Genomic DNA, 15,722 nt, shown 5'->3' on the forward strand with positions numbered 1-15,722 from the left:
TTGCCCTTGGTAGCTTTGTACCATGGGACACTTAATAAAAGAAACCTTTCCCGTTCTGGAAATGAGTTGTGCTGCCTGTGCAGCAAGCGTTACTTCCATGTTGCAATCCGTACCCGGGGTGCAGGAGGCAATCGTCAACTACGCCAACCAGACAGCCCTCGTGACCTATGACGCTGATCAGGCAACTCCTGAAACCATGCGCAACTCCCTTCGTAGTGTAGGATACGACCTCGTCATTGAAACCCATAACAGGGAAGAAATACAACAGCAGGCACAACAAAGTCATTACCAGGCTTTGAAGACCCGTACTATTATTGCGATCCTATTATCGTTGCCAGTAGTGGTGATCGGCATGTTCTTTATGGATATTCCTTATGCTAACTGGATCATGTGTGTATTGTCTGCGCCGGTGGTATTCTGGCTTGGAAAAGGTTTCTTTGTGAATGCCTGGAAACAGGCCCGGCATGGGAAATCCAATATGGATACATTGGTCGCGCTGAGTACAGGAATCGCCTGGATCTTTAGTGTATTTAATACAATCAATCCACACTTCTGGATGGCCAGAGGATTGCATGCGCATGTGTATTTCGAAGCAGCGGCAGTGGTGATCGCATTTGTATCACTGGGAAAATTACTGGAAGAAAAAGCGAAATCAAATACTTCTTCTGCATTAAAAAAACTGATGGGCTTACAACCTAAGACAGTGTTTGTGATGAGACACAATGAGCAGGTTGAAGTACCGCTGGAAGCCGTGCAGGTAAATGATATCATACTGGTGAAACCCGGTAATCGTATTCCTGTAGATGGTGTAGTAGTAGAAGGTGGGTCTTATGTAGATGAAAGTATGATCAGTGGAGAACCAGTACCTGTATTGAAAGAGAAAGGCAGGCAGGTATTTGCAGGCACTATCAATCAGCAGGGTAGTTTTCAGTTCAAAGCTGAAAAAGTAGGAGCGGATACCGTATTAGCACAGATCATTCGCATGGTGCAGGAAGCACAGGGTAGTAAAGCACCCGTGCAGCAGTTGGTGGATAAGATTGCGGGGATCTTTGTACCAGTGGTGATTGGTATAGCCGTGGTAACGTTTGGTATCTGGATGGTGGCGGGTGATTTTACACATGGATTATTGGCAGCAGTAACAGTATTGGTCATTGCATGCCCTTGCGCATTAGGATTGGCGACGCCTACAGCGATTATGGTAGGAATTGGTCGTGGTGCGGATAATAATATACTCATCAGGGATGCAGAGAGCCTGGAAAAAGGATATAAGACAAATGTATTGTTGCTGGATAAAACCGGGACGATTACAGAAGGGAAACCTACGGTAGAAAGTATAAGTATTGAGGCGGCATTGCTGCCTGTATTATTAGCGATGGAGTTGCAATCTGAGCATCCGTTGGCACTGGCAGTCGTGCATCAGTTGCAGGAAGATAATATCCAGCCTGTGCAACTTTCGCAAATAGAAAGTATTACCGGTAAAGGTATTGTGGCTGCATATAATGGCCACCGGTACCTGGCAGGAAATGCAGCGTTGTTGAATGCGCATGGTGTAAAAACAGATAGCAGTGCGACTATTGTCATGGCAGAGGATAATAAAATCGCAGGCTATATCCATATCACTGATAAAATAAAACCAACTTCCGCACCTGCGATCGCTCAGTTAAAACAACAAGGCATCACTGTCTACATGCTCACTGGTGATAATGAAAAAACAGCAGCAGCTGTGGCTCAGTCAGTAGGCATTGAACATTACAAAGCAGGTATGCTACCGGCAGATAAAGCTGCGTTTGTAAAATCCTTGCAGTCGCAAGGGAAGATAGTGGCCATGGCAGGAGATGGGATCAATGACAGTCAGGCGCTGGCACAGGCAGATGTCAGTATCGCGATGGGGAAGGGTTCAGATATTGCGATGGATGTGGCGAAGATGACCCTCATTACAGCCGATTTAAAGGCTATTCCGAAGGCTTTGGCTTTGTCTAAGCTTACAGTGCGTACTATCAGGCAAAACCTCTTCTGGGCCTTTATTTACAATGTTATTGGAATTCCCCTGGCTGCCGGCATCCTGTATCCCGTAAACGGGTTTTTATTAAACCCTATGATCGCAGGTGCTGCCATGGCTTTAAGTTCTGTTTCGGTAGTCAGTAACAGTTTAAGATTAAAATGGATTAAATTATAAATACTATGAAATTCAAGACAAATATTAAATGCGATGCGTGTGTGGCCAAAGTAACACCTTATTTAGATGCATCACCAGCTAAAGATGCATGGAAAGTAGATACGACTACTCCTGATAAAATACTAACAGTTGATGATAATAAAGGATTGTCTGCAGCTGATGTAATCAGGCAGATAGAAGCTGCAGGATACAAAGCCAGCGAGATTTAATAAAAACGGGTTTTTATGGAAAGCCGCTTCTGCCAAAGGTAGGAGCGGCTTTCTTTTTATGCCCGCATGAAAATTTAACAAATATTTTATAACCCTACTTGTTTTGTAGAGTATTTGATTATCTTTGTCCCCGTGAAGTTGTAACCTTAACCTCCTCTATACTGTAGTAACTGATCGCTTAACCAGTAAACAAAGTACAATGAAAAAAATATTGTTATGCAGCGCGGTATTAGGTATTGCCTTAGCAGGGTTTGCTCAGACAGCTGCACCTACACCAACCAAAGAAGTAAAATATGAGAATCCTGCCGCCGACAGCAGAGGGTACCTTGTTAAAGTAGGCGATCATGCTCCTGATGATTTTGAATTGGTATTAACCGATGGTAAAAAAACTACGCTCAAAGAATTGCGTGGTAAAGTAGTGGTACTTCAATTCACTGCCAGCTGGTGTAGTGTATGCCGCAAAGAGATGCCCCACCTGGAATCAGAAGTATGGCAGGCTAATAAAAATAAAGACTTTGTATTAATAGGCGTGGACAGGGATGAACCTTTGGAAAAGGTGTCGAAGTTTCATGAAGACATGAGCATCTCCTACCCGCTGGCGCTCGATCCCGGCGCAGCTATCTTCCGCCGCTATGCCGACAAAAATGCAGGCGTGACAAGGAATATCGTCATTGACAGAACAGGAAAAATAATATACTTAACAAGATTGTATGATGAAAAAGAGTTTGCAGCCATGCTGTCTGTAATCAATGAACAATTAAGCCACTAAGCTTCTCAACATTTTATTTATTAATTCAACCAACCAGTACACAGGGCGAACACTGTGTGCTCAGGACTTTATTACCTCCTATCAAGCAAAGAAACAATGAAACAAATCGTAAGCGCATTGCTGCTGCTATCCCTTTACCTGGGTGCAGCTGCACAGTCACGCCGCATTACCGGTAAAGTTACAGCGAAGGACAACGATTCCCCTATCCCCGGCGTATCTGTAAAAACAACCGGAAAATCTATCGGCGTTCAAACCGATGGTCAGGGTAACTTTTCTATCGAAATACCTGAAGGTGTCACTTCGCTGGAATTCACCTACATTGGTTACCAGAAAATAATTTTACCCATCAGTGGAAATACTGTCAATGCCAAACTGGAATCTACCGCCAGCGGTCTGAATGAAGTGGTGGTAGTAGGTTATGGTACACAGACAAAAAGAGAATTTACCGGTGCTGCTGCACGCATTTCCGGTGCACTCGTGAAAGATGCACCTGTGCAGAGCTTTGACCAGGCCCTCTCCGGTCGGGCGGCAGGTGTAAGCATCGCATCACCAAACGGTGTGCTGAATAACCCGCCTGTGATCCGTATCCGTGGTGTGAACTCTATCTCTCTCAGCTCTTATCCGCTGGTGGTGATCGATGGGATTGCTGTTAATACCGGCAACATCTCTACCAGTACTTCTGTACCTAACAACCCGCTGAGTGATATCGATCCTGCAGACATCGAGTCTATCGATGTACTGAAAGATGCAGCATCTACCTCCATCTATGGTTCCCGTGCTGCTGGCGGTGTGCTCCTTATCACTACCAAAAGAGGTAAGGAAGGAAAAGCCAAAGTAGTATACGATGCATGGGGTAGCTTAACAAAAGCAGCCCGCCTGCCTAAACTGCTGGATGCGACCGGTTATATGAAATACAAGAACGAAGCAGTATACAATGCGAAAGTATTGGGTGGTAATGAAAACAATAGCAGCGTAGCTTCCGAATTGTTCTTCCCTAGCTATAATGCAGACGGTTCTCTGGTGAATACTAACTGGTACGATTATATCTACCGCACAGCCTATTCTCAGAACCATAACATCAGCGTATCTGGTGGTAACAAAACAACTAATTATTATTTATCCGCCAACTATTCTAACCAACAAGGTTTTGTGGTAGATAACGAATTCAAACGTAAGTCACTTCGTTTCAATGTTGACCATGAAGTAACCAAATGGTTCAAGATCAAAGCTGGTGGTGCATACAATACGTCATTCAACCAATCTCAGAACACAGGTTCCCTGCCTAATAGTACCTTCTTGCTCATCGGTGCTGCACGTCTTGCCACTGCACTGGCACCCAATGTGTCTGTGTACAATGCCGACGGTAGTTACAACCTGAGCTCAACAGGTACGTTAGGTATGGGCAACAACCTGGTGACCAACACCCTGTGGAATGCAAAAGCATTGTTCGACCTGAGTAGCTATACGACAGAGAACGATCGCTTTACAGGAAATGTAGGTGCAACCATTAAGTTGCCGTATCACTTTGAACTGAATACTACGTATGCGATGGACAGGCTGAGAACTGAAAATAATACGTGGTTAAGTTCTCAACTGGGATCTTCCGGTTATTCTGTAGGTGGTTCTGCTACCAATGTGAGTGCACTCCGTAATAACTGGGACTGGGCGAGCACGTTGGGTTTCAATAACAAATACCGTAAGCACCACGTAACTGCCTTATTGGGTTACGATGTACAGAAATTTGAAACTACTTCCTGGGGGGCTTATGCCACTGTAGCAGCAGACAATTTCTTTACCAACTACGAAGGTAGTTACAGTACCGTTACGGCAAGCGGAAACAGCAAGAGTGAAAAAGCTTTTATCTCTTACTTCTCCCGTGTGACTTACGACTTTAGTAACAAGTACTTCCTGACTGCCAACTTCCGTCGCGATGGTAACTCTGCTCTGGGAGCCAACAGCAAGTTTGGTAACTTCGGTGGTGTGAGCGCGGGCTGGCTGTTATCAGAAGAAGGATTCTTCAAAAACCTGCACATCGAAAATATTGTAAACAATGTGAAACTGCGTGCCAGCTGGGGTCGTGTAGGTAATGGTAACGTGACCAACGACTACGCCAGCCAGAGCCTGTACAGTGCTTCGCTGTACGGTAGTGCCGCTACCTGGTACCTGAGTCAGGCCGGTAACCCTGATCTGTCGTGGGAAACCAGTAAACAAACTAACCTCGGTCTGGATCTGGGGCTGCTGAATAACAGGATCCAGGTAGAAGGTACCTGGTTCAACAACGATGTAAATGGTCTGATCCTGAGTGCACCTCAATCTGCATCCAAAGGTATTCCTGACAATGCCATCCTCATGAACGTAGGTTCCATGTATAACCGTGGATGGGAACTGGGCGTAACAGCCAGCGTGATCCGCAAGGAGAACTTCAGCTGGGATGCGAGCTTTAACTATACACACATTAAGAATAAAGTAACAGCCCTGGCAACAGGTAACTCAGACATCATCGGTTACACTCACACTTCTTCCGAAGCAAGTAACGTAACGCGTGTAGGGTACTCTGTTGGTAGCCTGTATGGTGCCAGGACAGCTGGTGTGAATCCTGAGAACGGGCGTCGTATCTTCATCAACAAAGCAGGTGAGAAAGTGCAGTACAGTTCTACGGTCGTTTCCGGCGAGAGTAACTGGACTTACCTGGATGGTACTACGGCTACTGCGATCTCTGCGAGCGACTACTACCTGCTGGGCAATGCATTGCCAAAATGGTATGGTGGTCTGAGTAACACTTTCCGATACAAGAATTTTGATCTGGGTATCAACCTGACTTACGCAGGTGGTAACTATGTAATGAACGGTACCAAAGCTACCCTGAGAGATCAGCGTTTTTACAACAACTATACAGACATCTCCAAACGCTGGACGACTGTAGGTCAGAAAACCGACATCCCTCGTCTGGTATACAATGACCAGATCTCCAATGGTTCTTCTTACCCGATTTCAGCGAACGTAGAGAAAGGTGATTTCCTCCGTCTGCAAAGTCTGACGCTGGGTTACCGTGTACCGGGCCGTGTATTTGGCACTTCTGGAATCAGCAGTGCACGTATATATGCTTCCGGCAACAACCTGTTGCTACTCACTGGTTATACAGGTACAGATCCTGAATCAAGCAGCAATGGTAACTCCAATACCACACCGGGTATTGAGAAGAACGCAGTGGGTCAGGGAAGAACTTTCACAGTGGGTATTAACGTAGGTTTTTAATGTAAACAATCAGGAAAATGAAAAAAATATATCAATATATAGCTTTGGGTGTGATACTGGCTTTCTCCTCCTGCAGTGAAAAAGAATTGCTGGATACCGTGCCTTCAACATCCATCAGTGACGCAAATTCATTTGGTTCTGCTTCCCGTATCCTGGGTCTGGTGAATGGAGCGTACGATGCAGTGAAAGGCGCCTCTTTATACGGTGGCCGCTACCTGCTGTACTGTGATGTTAGAGGAGAGGAGTTCATCAATGTAACAGCGAATTCATACACGGCGTATGAGAGCTGGAACAACAGCTACAATTCCGGTTCCAACGATATCAATAACCTTTGGTCACAGGCGTATACTGCCATTAATGATGCGAATATCATCATCGCGGGGCTGGCTACCAGTACCGGTGTGATCTCTGACACGCTGAATGCGCAATATACAGCAGAAGCGAAGTACATCCGTGCATTGTGCTATTTTAGTCTGGTAACAGTGTATGCTACGCCTTACAATTCCGATCAGGGTGCATCCAAAGGTTTGCCACTGCGCCTGCAGGCAGAAACCGATGGTAGCAATAATGACCTGGCACGCAGCACAGTAGCAGAAGTGTATACCCAGATCTTATCAGACCTGGATTCAGCAGAAGCGAATCTGCCTGACAGTTATTCCTCAGATCTGCTGAATACTACCCGTGCACATAAGAGTACTGCGATCGCCCTGAAGACAAGGGTGTACCTGACGATGAATAATTTTGCGAAAGTGGTAGAAGAAGCTGCGAAGATTGTTCCACAGACGACTGCTCCGTTCAGTACTACCAGTTATGGTGTAAAGCATGCATTGCAGTCCGATATCACAACATTGTTCGGTACGACTTATACGACAACCGAGTCCATCTTCTCTATGCCGATGACATCTTCTGATTCGTATTCAGGCCAGTCTGCCATTGGTTATATTTATAATGCCAACTCAGAGTACTACCTGAACCCGGATGGCATTTTAGGCAATGCACAATGGGGTAGCAGCGATAATCGAAGAAGTCTGTTGCGTGTAGCTTCCAGTTTGTATTACCTCAAGAAATATGCAAAGGCATCTCCATATATCGATTACATTCCGGTAATCCGTTATTCAGAGGTTATGCTGAATTATGCAGAAGCTGCGGCACAGACAGGCAATCTTACACTGGCTGCAAATCTGCTGAAGGCGGTGCATGCACGTAGTGATGCGGGCTATACATTTGCAGATGCGGATATAGCGACCGCTTCCGCACTGGTATCTACTATCGCCATCGAGAGAAGGATTGAATTGTTGGGCGAAGGTTTCAGATCAGGTGATCTGCTGAGAAACCTACAAACGATCCCTGCAAAGGGTAGCAGCAGTCTGCAGGCAAATGCGGTTGCACCAACTGCTTCCAATTACATTTTCCCGGCACCCAATAATGAGTTGACAACAAATAAGCTTTATTAATAAAGTTTGGCCCTGTATTTGCTATTCTACAATAATAACGAACGAAATGCGTTTCATAATCGGACAGTAAACCCAGGATCATGCTTAGAAGATCTACCTGGAAGAAATTTAAACAGCCTGCCAATATCCTAATATCTTTTAGTTTATTGGCAGGTTTTGTGTTTTTGGGCACTGGCTGTGCCTCAAGCCGTGGTGGAAACTACGAACCCCCACGTCTCGGTGCAGAGTACCGTTTTGAGGATGGTATGCGCAAAGAAAAACATCCCCAGTATTTATTCAGCAACAAGGAGAGAAAGGATATGATAAAAATGGGATTGCCTGCGGGCGCCCAGAATGAAGCCGTAGGTGGCGCCACACTTCCTTCAGCCACGAACCAGTTACCTCCCGAAGCCAGGAAAGATAGTATTCCTCCAAAAGATACCGTGTACAAAGTTTTGCCTCAGTAGTAACTTTTTTTTAAGGAGTTACGTTTTAACTCATGTAAATATCTATTTATGTGCAAACCCGGTTTGCTATTTTTCCTGATTCCCGGCAACTGACTACCCATAGAGCAGTTTGCAGCATTGCCTTAATATGCCCAATTATGAAAAACACGTTTATTTGTTTGCTTACTATTTGTAAGCGGGACAACCGTGGGACAATCAAAGTTAATCAGTTTGGGTCCGTATGTAAAAACATAACGACAGCCAGATCTCAGGTCATTCCTATATCAGCTTAGGCAGATGCGGGATTTCATCATGATAAACTATGAAACAGCTATTTTACTTTTTTGCCGTCCTGTTTTTTATTACTGCTTCCGCTTTGGGGCAGTCTAAGAAATTGTCTTACGGCCCTTATGTAGAAGCCCTTATCAACCAGGGGAAACTGCCTGCAGCTTCGAAAGTTGGCACAGGGGCCGGTGTTGGCATGAATGTAAAATTATTGACCGGGTGGAGTTTTACGGCATCTGCAGGATATGTGTGTTTTAAAGGGAACAGTACGCAGAAAAATTCAACCGTTACAGACTACCAGGTCATTCCGGTTCGTTTAGGAGTAGCATATAAACTACCCATGCCGGCAGTGTACATCAAAGTAGAAACAGGAACTGCCACGGCTATTGGTCATGGCACGAAGGCCATTCTCACCCCGGGATTAGGTGTTCATCTAAAATCATTGGATGTAGAGGCGAAGTATGAGACCTGGATATGGGAGGATACGAATAGCATAATAGGGGTAAAAGCCGCGTATTCCTTCTGACATTAATTTACTATGAATTACTTACATTTGTGAGAATTTTAAAATATCCGTATGATAAAAACCATTCAAAATTCATTATTACTGGCACTCTTTTGTGTGATTGGTACCCAGTCCCAGGCACAGTTAAAGAGATTCAGCATTGGCCCCTATGTAGAAACAGGTGTTCCTACAGGTGACTTCAAAGACACCCACAATGCTGGATGGGGTGGTGGTCTGAATGCAGACATCAAGCTGATTGCTGGTTTGGGTGTAACTGGTTCTGCTGGTTACATGCGTTTTTCCGGTAAGTCTTTTGACTATAGTGCAGTTGACGGTCCGGTAGGCAAATATTCTGCGCTGCAGGCTTTTCCGGTAAGAGTAGGGGTAAAGTATAAATTCTCTATCCCATTACTGTATGTAAAGGTAGAAGGTGGTACTGCTACTTACGTAGGTGACTATGATGGTACTGCTGCTCTTTTTGCGCCAGGAGTGGGTATTCGTTTCCTCGGTCTTGATGTGGAGGCGAAATATGAGAGCTGGTTTAAGGATGGAGACCATGTAGGTTTCTTTGGTCTGAAAGCTGGTTATAATTTCTAGTATTCAGGCAGTTTGTTATTTATTTATAGGGGCCTCCGGAAGTATCCGGGGGCTTTTTTTATGGTAGTTATCTTCTTCTTTGCTGCCACAGGCCAATTTCCCCCAAAAAGGAAGCCCCCTGAATTTTCAGGAGGCTTTAAGGTTTCCGTTTGAATAGAAAAATCTTTCCGGTCAATAATAATGTACCGGCATGTTCACTGTACTGCTACTGTTTAGGTTGTTTCTTATGCTTTTTTGCAGTAGTATCAGCAACTTGCTTGCCTGTAGTATCGGCTTTGGCAGATGAAGTATCACCTACTGATTTAAATGCAGCTGTGTCTTTTACAGACATCGCTGTATCCAGTCTGTGTGCAAATGCGGCAGTGTCTGCTTTAGCACTGGTAGTGTCACCTTTCAGCGTGAAGCTGGCAGTGTCTTTCATCATTGCAGTAGCCAGGGTGTCTTTACCGAAAGCAGTGTCTGCTTTGGCAAAAGCCGCAGTGTCACGGAAGTTGGCAGTATCAGCTTTGAAGCTGAAAGTTGTGTTTTTCATCAGCGCAGTATCAGCCTTGAAGAAAGATGCGGTGTCGCGGAAATTCGCAGCAGTATCAGCTTTGAACAGGTTCGCTGTGTCACCCATCATAGCGGTATCCGCTTTGAAAAAGGTCGCAGTGTCTGCTTTAAACAAATTAGCTGTGTCATTCGCCATCGCAGTGTCTCTTACATAGCTGGCTGTGTCGGTGCTGAAGTTAGCAGTGTCTCTCGCAAAGCTGGCAGTATCTGCTTTGAAATAGCTCGCAGTGTCTGCTGACATAATGGTGTCGGCCGCGTTACCGCTGTTAGACATAACATTCTTTGCATTCACATTGGCCAGAACAAAAGCGCCAAAACCTGCCATAAGGCCGAAACGGATTAATTGCTTCTTCATGGTTTTTCAATTTTAATTGGTTAATAAAAAATCAATAAATGATGGTTGATGAGTAAGTAACCAAAACGGTGCAAGAATCTTCTAAGAAAATGTTAAAGGCAATTAAACTTTATATAACTAATTGGAAAATAGATGTTTGTATCTTTTTCTTATTTGAGTAGTTTTTCTTACCCCATTAAACTTTACTAAAAAAAGTAAGTCGGCACTGCGGGGAAACTGTAGATATGAAGTAACAAGACCGGGTATACGTTTTCATACTGGGAATAGTAAGCTTAAAAAGGAAGCATGTTTACTAGCTAATTTTTTTTTAAACTCGTTAAATTAATATCATAATATCTTGTTAAGAAAGTCTACTTTTACTATTATATCTGTGAATGTGACATCGTAAAAAAGTATTCCTATTATTAATGTACACCACTTGAATGTAATGCCAGCGAACAGTGTGTAAGCTTCCTTGATATTATAATTACGTTTTTCCAAAATCCAACTACTTTCTTTGCTATGAGGTACAAACCATTGGGCAAGCTATGCTTCCTTCTATTCATTTCATGCCTGCTAACGACGGCGGCACTCGCACAGCGCACCATCTCCGGGATGGTCAAAGATGCCAGCGATAGCAGTGGCCTCCCTGGTGTAAACATCACCGTGCCAGGCACCACATCCGGCACCATCACGGATGCCAAAGGCCACTTCTCTTTGCAGGTCCCTGAATCCGCAAAAAGTCTGACCTTCTCGTTTATGGGATATACCCAGCAAACAATCGCTATCGGCACCCAGACCACACTTGCTGTATCACTGCAATCCACCTCCAAGGGCCTGGGTGAAGTAGTTGTAGTAGGTTATGGTACACAAAACCGTCGCGATGTAACAGGTACAATATCGTCCATCAAAGGCTCCGATATCAAAAACCTGCCTGTCAGCGATGCGGCACAGGCTATACAGGGTAAAGTACCTGGTGTAGACATTGTGCGTTCCGATGGTTCCCCAGGTACTGAACCGAATATTCGTATCCGTGGTACAGGTACTATCAACAATGCGGAACCCCTTATTATTATAGATGGTGTGCCCGCTACCGGCATGAGCGATGTGAGTCCGAACGACATCGCCTCTATGGAAATCCTGAAAGACGCTTCCAGCTCCGCTATTTATGGTACCCGCGCTGCAAACGGTGTGGTGATCATCACCACGAAGAGAGGTGGCTATGGCGAGAAAACCCATGCTACCGTGAATGTTTATAAAGGTACTTCCAACGCACGCCGTTATATTCCATTACTCACCGCTCCTGAACTCGTACAGCTGAAGCAGGAACGGTATACCAACGATGGTGTGGCCATCAACTCCCTTTGGCAGGATCCTTACTATGCGGTACAGCGTACCGACTGGCAAAGAGCACTGATCGGCACCGGTTCCACCACGAATGCAGATGTGAACCTGCGTGGCGGTAGCGCTGTTTCCAACTACCTGTTCAGCGCTGGTTATTACGATGAAAAAGGGATGATCGAAAATACCTTCTTCAAGCGCTATAGTTTCCGTATTAACTCCGAACATAAACTCGGTAGTCGTGTGAAAGTAGGAGAGAACCTTCAGCTTACTTACCGCAATGCCAAAGGCTTTGATACGTATTCTTCACAAACAGGCCTGATCTTTAGCGCACTTCGCTTTAACCCTGCTATTCCTGTAAGAAATGACGATGGTAGCTATGGTACAGCGAAGGCCAGCAATGAGCTGGGTGACATTAACAACCCTGTATTCACTGTTGAAAATATTGATGCCTGGAGCAAGACCTACCGTGTACTTGCCAGCGTTTATGGTGAAGTACAGATAATAGATGGCCTCTCCTTACGTGTGAACGGCGGTTACGATGGCAGCATCTATCAACAATATAGCTTCACCCCTGCCATACTCGATCAGACCCGCGTGAGCGCAAATGCAGACCTGTGGCAACGTACCGAATCCAATGGTACCGCATTGGGCGAAGCCTTCCTGACGTACAACAAGACTTTCAATAACGTTCACCAGGTAACCCTGACTGGTGGTTACTCTATTCAAAAATCACAGGGCAACTACTTCCGTGCAGAGCGCTGGGGTTATACCGACGAATCTGCGGATCAGCGTGTACTTGACAACGGTACCACAGTATACAATGCTTCCGGTAACTACAATCCGGAAAGCGCCATTGCCTCCGGCTTCCTGCGTGCATTCTATGGTTATAAAGGTAAATACCTCTTCACCGGTACTTTCCGTGCGGATGGTTCCAGCCGTTTCCCGAAAGACCAGCGCTGGGGGTACTTCCCGGCCTTTTCACTGGGTTGGCGCGTGAGCGATGAAACTTTCTTCAAAGACAACGTCGGCTTCATGAGCAACCTGAAAGTCACCGGTGGCTGGGGACAGCTGGGTAACCAGAACGTAACCGACTACCAATACCTCGCGATCGTAACCAAGGACCGTAAATACTCCTTCGGTGGCAATGCCACAACAGGTATCTGGAACAGTTCTCTTGCCAACCCTAACATTACCTGGGAAAAAGCAGAGATGACCAACATCAGTGCCGAAATGGGCTTCTTTAAAAACGCGCTGAATGCTACTGTGACCTGGTTCAACAAGAAAACCCGCGACATGCTGGTACCTTATCCTGAACTGGATGTACATGGTACAAGTACAATTCCTGATCAGAACATTGGTCAGATGAGCAACAAAGGATGGGAAATTGAACTAAGCTACCGTGGTGGCAAACAGGCAGTACATTATAATGTAGGGGTGAATGCATCCTTCATTAAGAACCGCGTGACCCGTCTGTACTCCGGTACCTATATCACCTCTACACCTTATGGCCGTCAGGCACAGGAAATTTCCCGTACCTACGAAGGACAGCCGATTGCTTCCTTTTATGGCTGGAAGACGAATGGTATCTATCAGAACCAGGCAGCTATTGACAACGATGCGAATGTGGCGAATGATAATAACAGGGCCGATATCAAACCCGGTGATGTACGTTTCGTAGACATGAACGGTGATGGAAAAATAGATGAAAATGACCGTACTAACCTGGGTGATCCTAACCCACGTATGACTTACGGCATACAAGCTGGTATTGAATTTAAGGGCTTTGATCTGAGCGCGAACTTTGCAGGCGTAGCAGGTGTGAAACTATATAATGCTGACAGAATGCAAGGGTTGGATCCGACCTACTCATACAACATGTATGCAGAAGCAATGGGCCGCTGGCATGGTGAGGGTACCAGCAACAGTATGCCACGTATGTCTCTCGTAGATGCCAATCAGAACGCACGTACTTCAGACCGTTTCGTAGAAAGTGGTAATTATTTCTCCCTGAGAAATGTTACCCTTGGCTATACGATCCCTTCCCATGTATGGGGCAAATCAGGTATCTCTGATATCAGGATCTATGCTACTGGTCAGAATGTGTTCATGATCACCAAATACAAAGGACTGAATCCTGAGCTGGGTTATGCTTCCGCTTCAGGTGGAGATGGTAACCTGATGCGCGGTGTAGATGTGGCGACTTACCCACAGGCACGTGTATTCACTTTTGGTGCAACCATGAATTTCTAAACAAGCAAAACGAATTAAGCAATGAAACGAATGAAATATCTGCTGCTGTGTGTACCTGCGTTCTTTGCCTGTAACAAGGAATTGGATGTAGAGAAAAAAGGTAGCTATACAACGGCCAACTACTGGCGCAATCAATCTGACGCAGTGGATGGCATCACTGGTATCTATAATATTTTACTGGAAGAAGACTTTACGGGCTTTGGTGAGTTTGTATATGACAACTGTTCAGACGACCAGTATCGTGCAGGGGATCACCCTGAACTGGCAGACCTCGAAGCCTTTACATACGATGCCTCCAATGCTGCTGTGAAAGCGCCCTGGAAGTGGAAGTACGAAATGCTGAACAGATCAAACAGTGCCCTGCTGTATATTCCAGATATTACCAGTATTGATACGGATATCAAAAACCGTTGTTTGGGTGAGGCGCATTTCTTCCGTGCATACGCTTACTGGCGCCTTGCTTTGATCTATGGTGATGTACCTATGATCATGGAAGAAGATATCAAAAACGGTACTTACAATAAAGCAAAATCTACCATCGACGAAGTGCATGCACAGATCGAAGCAGACCTGAAAGCAGCGGCGATCTTATTGCCTGAGAGTTACGATGCATCGCAGGCGGGTCGTGTGAGCAAAGGTACGGCATGGGGTTTACTGGCAAAACTATATCTCTATGAGAATGATTTTGCAAATACTATTTTGTATGGTGACAGCGTGATCACAAATTCAAATTACGCCCTGCAGTCTACCTATGCGGCGAACTTTACACCTGCTACCAGCAATAACAGTGAGATGTTGTTTAACGTACAGACACTGGATGGATGGGGTTATTCTGACTTCATCACTTATCATGCACCACGTGCATGGGGCGGATGGGATTTCTTTGAGCCCGTGCAGGGATTACTGGATGAATTTGAGGCTGGTGATCCACGTATAGATGTATGTATTATGAAGCCGGGAGATGTGATAAATATTGGTACAGGTAATGCCACCTATACCGCATCTTTGTCATCAACCGGTTATCATTATAGCAAGTTCTGCGCATGGACCAGCACAGGTGGTTTGAATTATTCATTCAAATATCCTTTGATGCGTACATCTGACATTTATTTGTGTGTGGCAGAAGCAAAGATCCGTCAGACCGGCACTGGTGCAGGTGATGCGGAGATCAATGCGATTCGTAGCCGGGTAGGTTTAACAAACGTATCCAATGCAGGTATGACGGCGTTAATGCATGAGAGAAGGGTAGAGCTATGTGGAGAGAATGAACGTCACCAGGATCTGATGCGTTGGGACAAGGCGGGTATCATTGACATCACGACTATTTACAATCAACCTAAGTTAACGTCTTCAGGAGCTGTGATTCAGGCGGCGCGTACATTTACAAGGCCTAAGAATTACTATTTCCCATTACCACAATCAGAGATTGATAAGAGTAACGGTGTGTTGGTACAGAATTCAAATTTTTAATAATGTAAAAAGAGGGTGTATCTAACTTGTGATACACCCTCTTTTGGGGCATTGAAAATAATTGTCAAAAGCACACACAAAAATTCCTTTTTAAAAC

General features: G+C 45.2%; 11 protein-coding genes. 10 read left to right on the forward strand and 1 reads right to left on the reverse strand.

Annotation, left to right across the window (positions count from 1 at the left end; all coding sequences use genetic code 11):
• Positions 1 to 22: 22 nt before the first annotated feature.
• The 8 genes from SIO70_RS17970 (at position 23) to SIO70_RS18005 (ending at position 9,675) form a co-directional block, all read left to right on the forward strand.
• Positions 23 to 2,176 carry a heavy metal translocating P-type ATPase gene (locus SIO70_RS17970; RefSeq protein ID WP_320572909.1) on the forward strand — a complete coding sequence of 718 codons (2,154 nt, stop codon included), beginning with the start codon at positions 23 to 25 and terminating at the stop codon, positions 2,174 to 2,176.
• 5 nt (positions 2,177 to 2,181) lie between these two features.
• The gene (locus tag SIO70_RS17975) at positions 2,182 to 2,385 is read left to right on the forward strand and encodes a heavy metal transport/detoxification protein (protein ID WP_320572911.1); all 204 of its coding nucleotides are present in this window, start codon (positions 2,182 to 2,184) and stop codon (positions 2,383 to 2,385) included.
• A 199-nt stretch (positions 2,386 to 2,584) separates the two neighbouring features.
• A complete protein-coding gene (locus SIO70_RS17980; protein WP_320572913.1) occupies positions 2,585 to 3,154 on the forward strand; it encodes a TlpA disulfide reductase family protein in 570 nt (189 codons plus the stop codon).
• Between the two features lie 96 nt (positions 3,155 to 3,250).
• The gene (locus SIO70_RS17985) at positions 3,251 to 6,409 is read left to right on the forward strand and encodes a SusC/RagA family TonB-linked outer membrane protein (RefSeq protein WP_320572915.1); all 3,159 of its coding nucleotides are present in this window, start codon (positions 3,251 to 3,253) and stop codon (positions 6,407 to 6,409) included.
• 17 nt (positions 6,410 to 6,426) lie between these two features.
• The gene (locus SIO70_RS17990; protein ID WP_320572916.1) at positions 6,427 to 7,863 is read left to right on the forward strand and encodes a RagB/SusD family nutrient uptake outer membrane protein; all 1,437 of its coding nucleotides are present in this window, start codon (positions 6,427 to 6,429) and stop codon (positions 7,861 to 7,863) included.
• Positions 7,864 to 7,943: 80 nt separating this feature from the next.
• Positions 7,944 to 8,309: a hypothetical protein gene (locus SIO70_RS17995; RefSeq protein WP_320572918.1), complete on the forward strand. Its 366-nt coding sequence runs from the start codon at positions 7,944 to 7,946 to the stop codon at positions 8,307 to 8,309.
• A gap of 301 nt (positions 8,310 to 8,610) precedes the next feature.
• Positions 8,611 to 9,099, forward strand: a complete 489-nt coding sequence (locus tag SIO70_RS18000) for a hypothetical protein (RefSeq protein ID WP_320572920.1) — start codon at positions 8,611 to 8,613, stop codon at positions 9,097 to 9,099.
• 51 nt (positions 9,100 to 9,150) lie between these two features.
• On the forward strand, positions 9,151 to 9,675 hold the full coding sequence (locus SIO70_RS18005; protein WP_320572921.1) for a hypothetical protein: 525 nt from the start codon (positions 9,151 to 9,153) through the stop codon (positions 9,673 to 9,675).
• A gap of 205 nt (positions 9,676 to 9,880) precedes the next feature.
• Here SIO70_RS18005 and SIO70_RS18010 read toward each other — a convergent pair whose 3' ends face one another.
• The gene (locus SIO70_RS18010) at positions 9,881 to 10,582 is read right to left on the reverse strand and encodes a hypothetical protein (RefSeq protein ID WP_320572923.1); all 702 of its coding nucleotides are present in this window, start codon (positions 10,580 to 10,582) and stop codon (positions 9,881 to 9,883) included.
• 501 nt (positions 10,583 to 11,083) lie between these two features.
• Here SIO70_RS18010 and SIO70_RS18015 point away from each other — a divergent pair.
• Positions 11,084 to 14,155 (forward strand): TonB-dependent receptor, encoded by a 3,072-nt coding sequence (locus tag SIO70_RS18015; RefSeq protein ID WP_320572925.1) that lies wholly within the window; start codon positions 11,084 to 11,086, stop codon positions 14,153 to 14,155.
• A 21-nt stretch (positions 14,156 to 14,176) separates the two neighbouring features.
• On the forward strand, positions 14,177 to 15,625 hold the full coding sequence (locus SIO70_RS18020) for a RagB/SusD family nutrient uptake outer membrane protein (protein WP_320572927.1): 1,449 nt from the start codon (positions 14,177 to 14,179) through the stop codon (positions 15,623 to 15,625).
• The last annotated feature ends 97 nt before the right edge of the window (positions 15,626 to 15,722 follow it).

Source organism: Chitinophaga sancti (assembly GCF_034087045.1).
Taxonomy (GTDB): Bacteria; Bacteroidota; Bacteroidia; order Chitinophagales; family Chitinophagaceae; genus Chitinophaga; species Chitinophaga sancti_B.

Coding starts and splice junctions, on each gene's coding strand:
- SIO70_RS17975 (WP_320572911.1), top strand. CDS start 2,182: ATGAAATTCAAGACAAATATTAAATGCGATGCGTGTGTGGCCAAAGTA.
- SIO70_RS17990 (WP_320572916.1), top strand. CDS start 6,427: ATGAAAAAAATATATCAATATATAGCTTTGGGTGTGATACTGGCTTTC.
- SIO70_RS18005 (WP_320572921.1), top strand. CDS start 9,151: ATGATAAAAACCATTCAAAATTCATTATTACTGGCACTCTTTTGTGTG.
- SIO70_RS17980 (WP_320572913.1), top strand. CDS start 2,585: ATGAAAAAAATATTGTTATGCAGCGCGGTATTAGGTATTGCCTTAGCA.
- SIO70_RS17995 (WP_320572918.1), top strand. CDS start 7,944: ATGCTTAGAAGATCTACCTGGAAGAAATTTAAACAGCCTGCCAATATC.
- SIO70_RS18010 (WP_320572923.1), bottom strand. CDS start 10,582: ATGAAGAAGCAATTAATCCGTTTCGGCCTTATGGCAGGTTTTGGCGCT.
- SIO70_RS17985 (WP_320572915.1), top strand. CDS start 3,251: ATGAAACAAATCGTAAGCGCATTGCTGCTGCTATCCCTTTACCTGGGT.
- SIO70_RS17970 (WP_320572909.1), top strand. CDS start 23: ATGGGACACTTAATAAAAGAAACCTTTCCCGTTCTGGAAATGAGTTGT.
- SIO70_RS18015 (WP_320572925.1), top strand. CDS start 11,084: ATGAGGTACAAACCATTGGGCAAGCTATGCTTCCTTCTATTCATTTCA.
- SIO70_RS18000 (WP_320572920.1), top strand. CDS start 8,611: ATGAAACAGCTATTTTACTTTTTTGCCGTCCTGTTTTTTATTACTGCT.
- SIO70_RS18020 (WP_320572927.1), top strand. CDS start 14,177: ATGAAACGAATGAAATATCTGCTGCTGTGTGTACCTGCGTTCTTTGCC.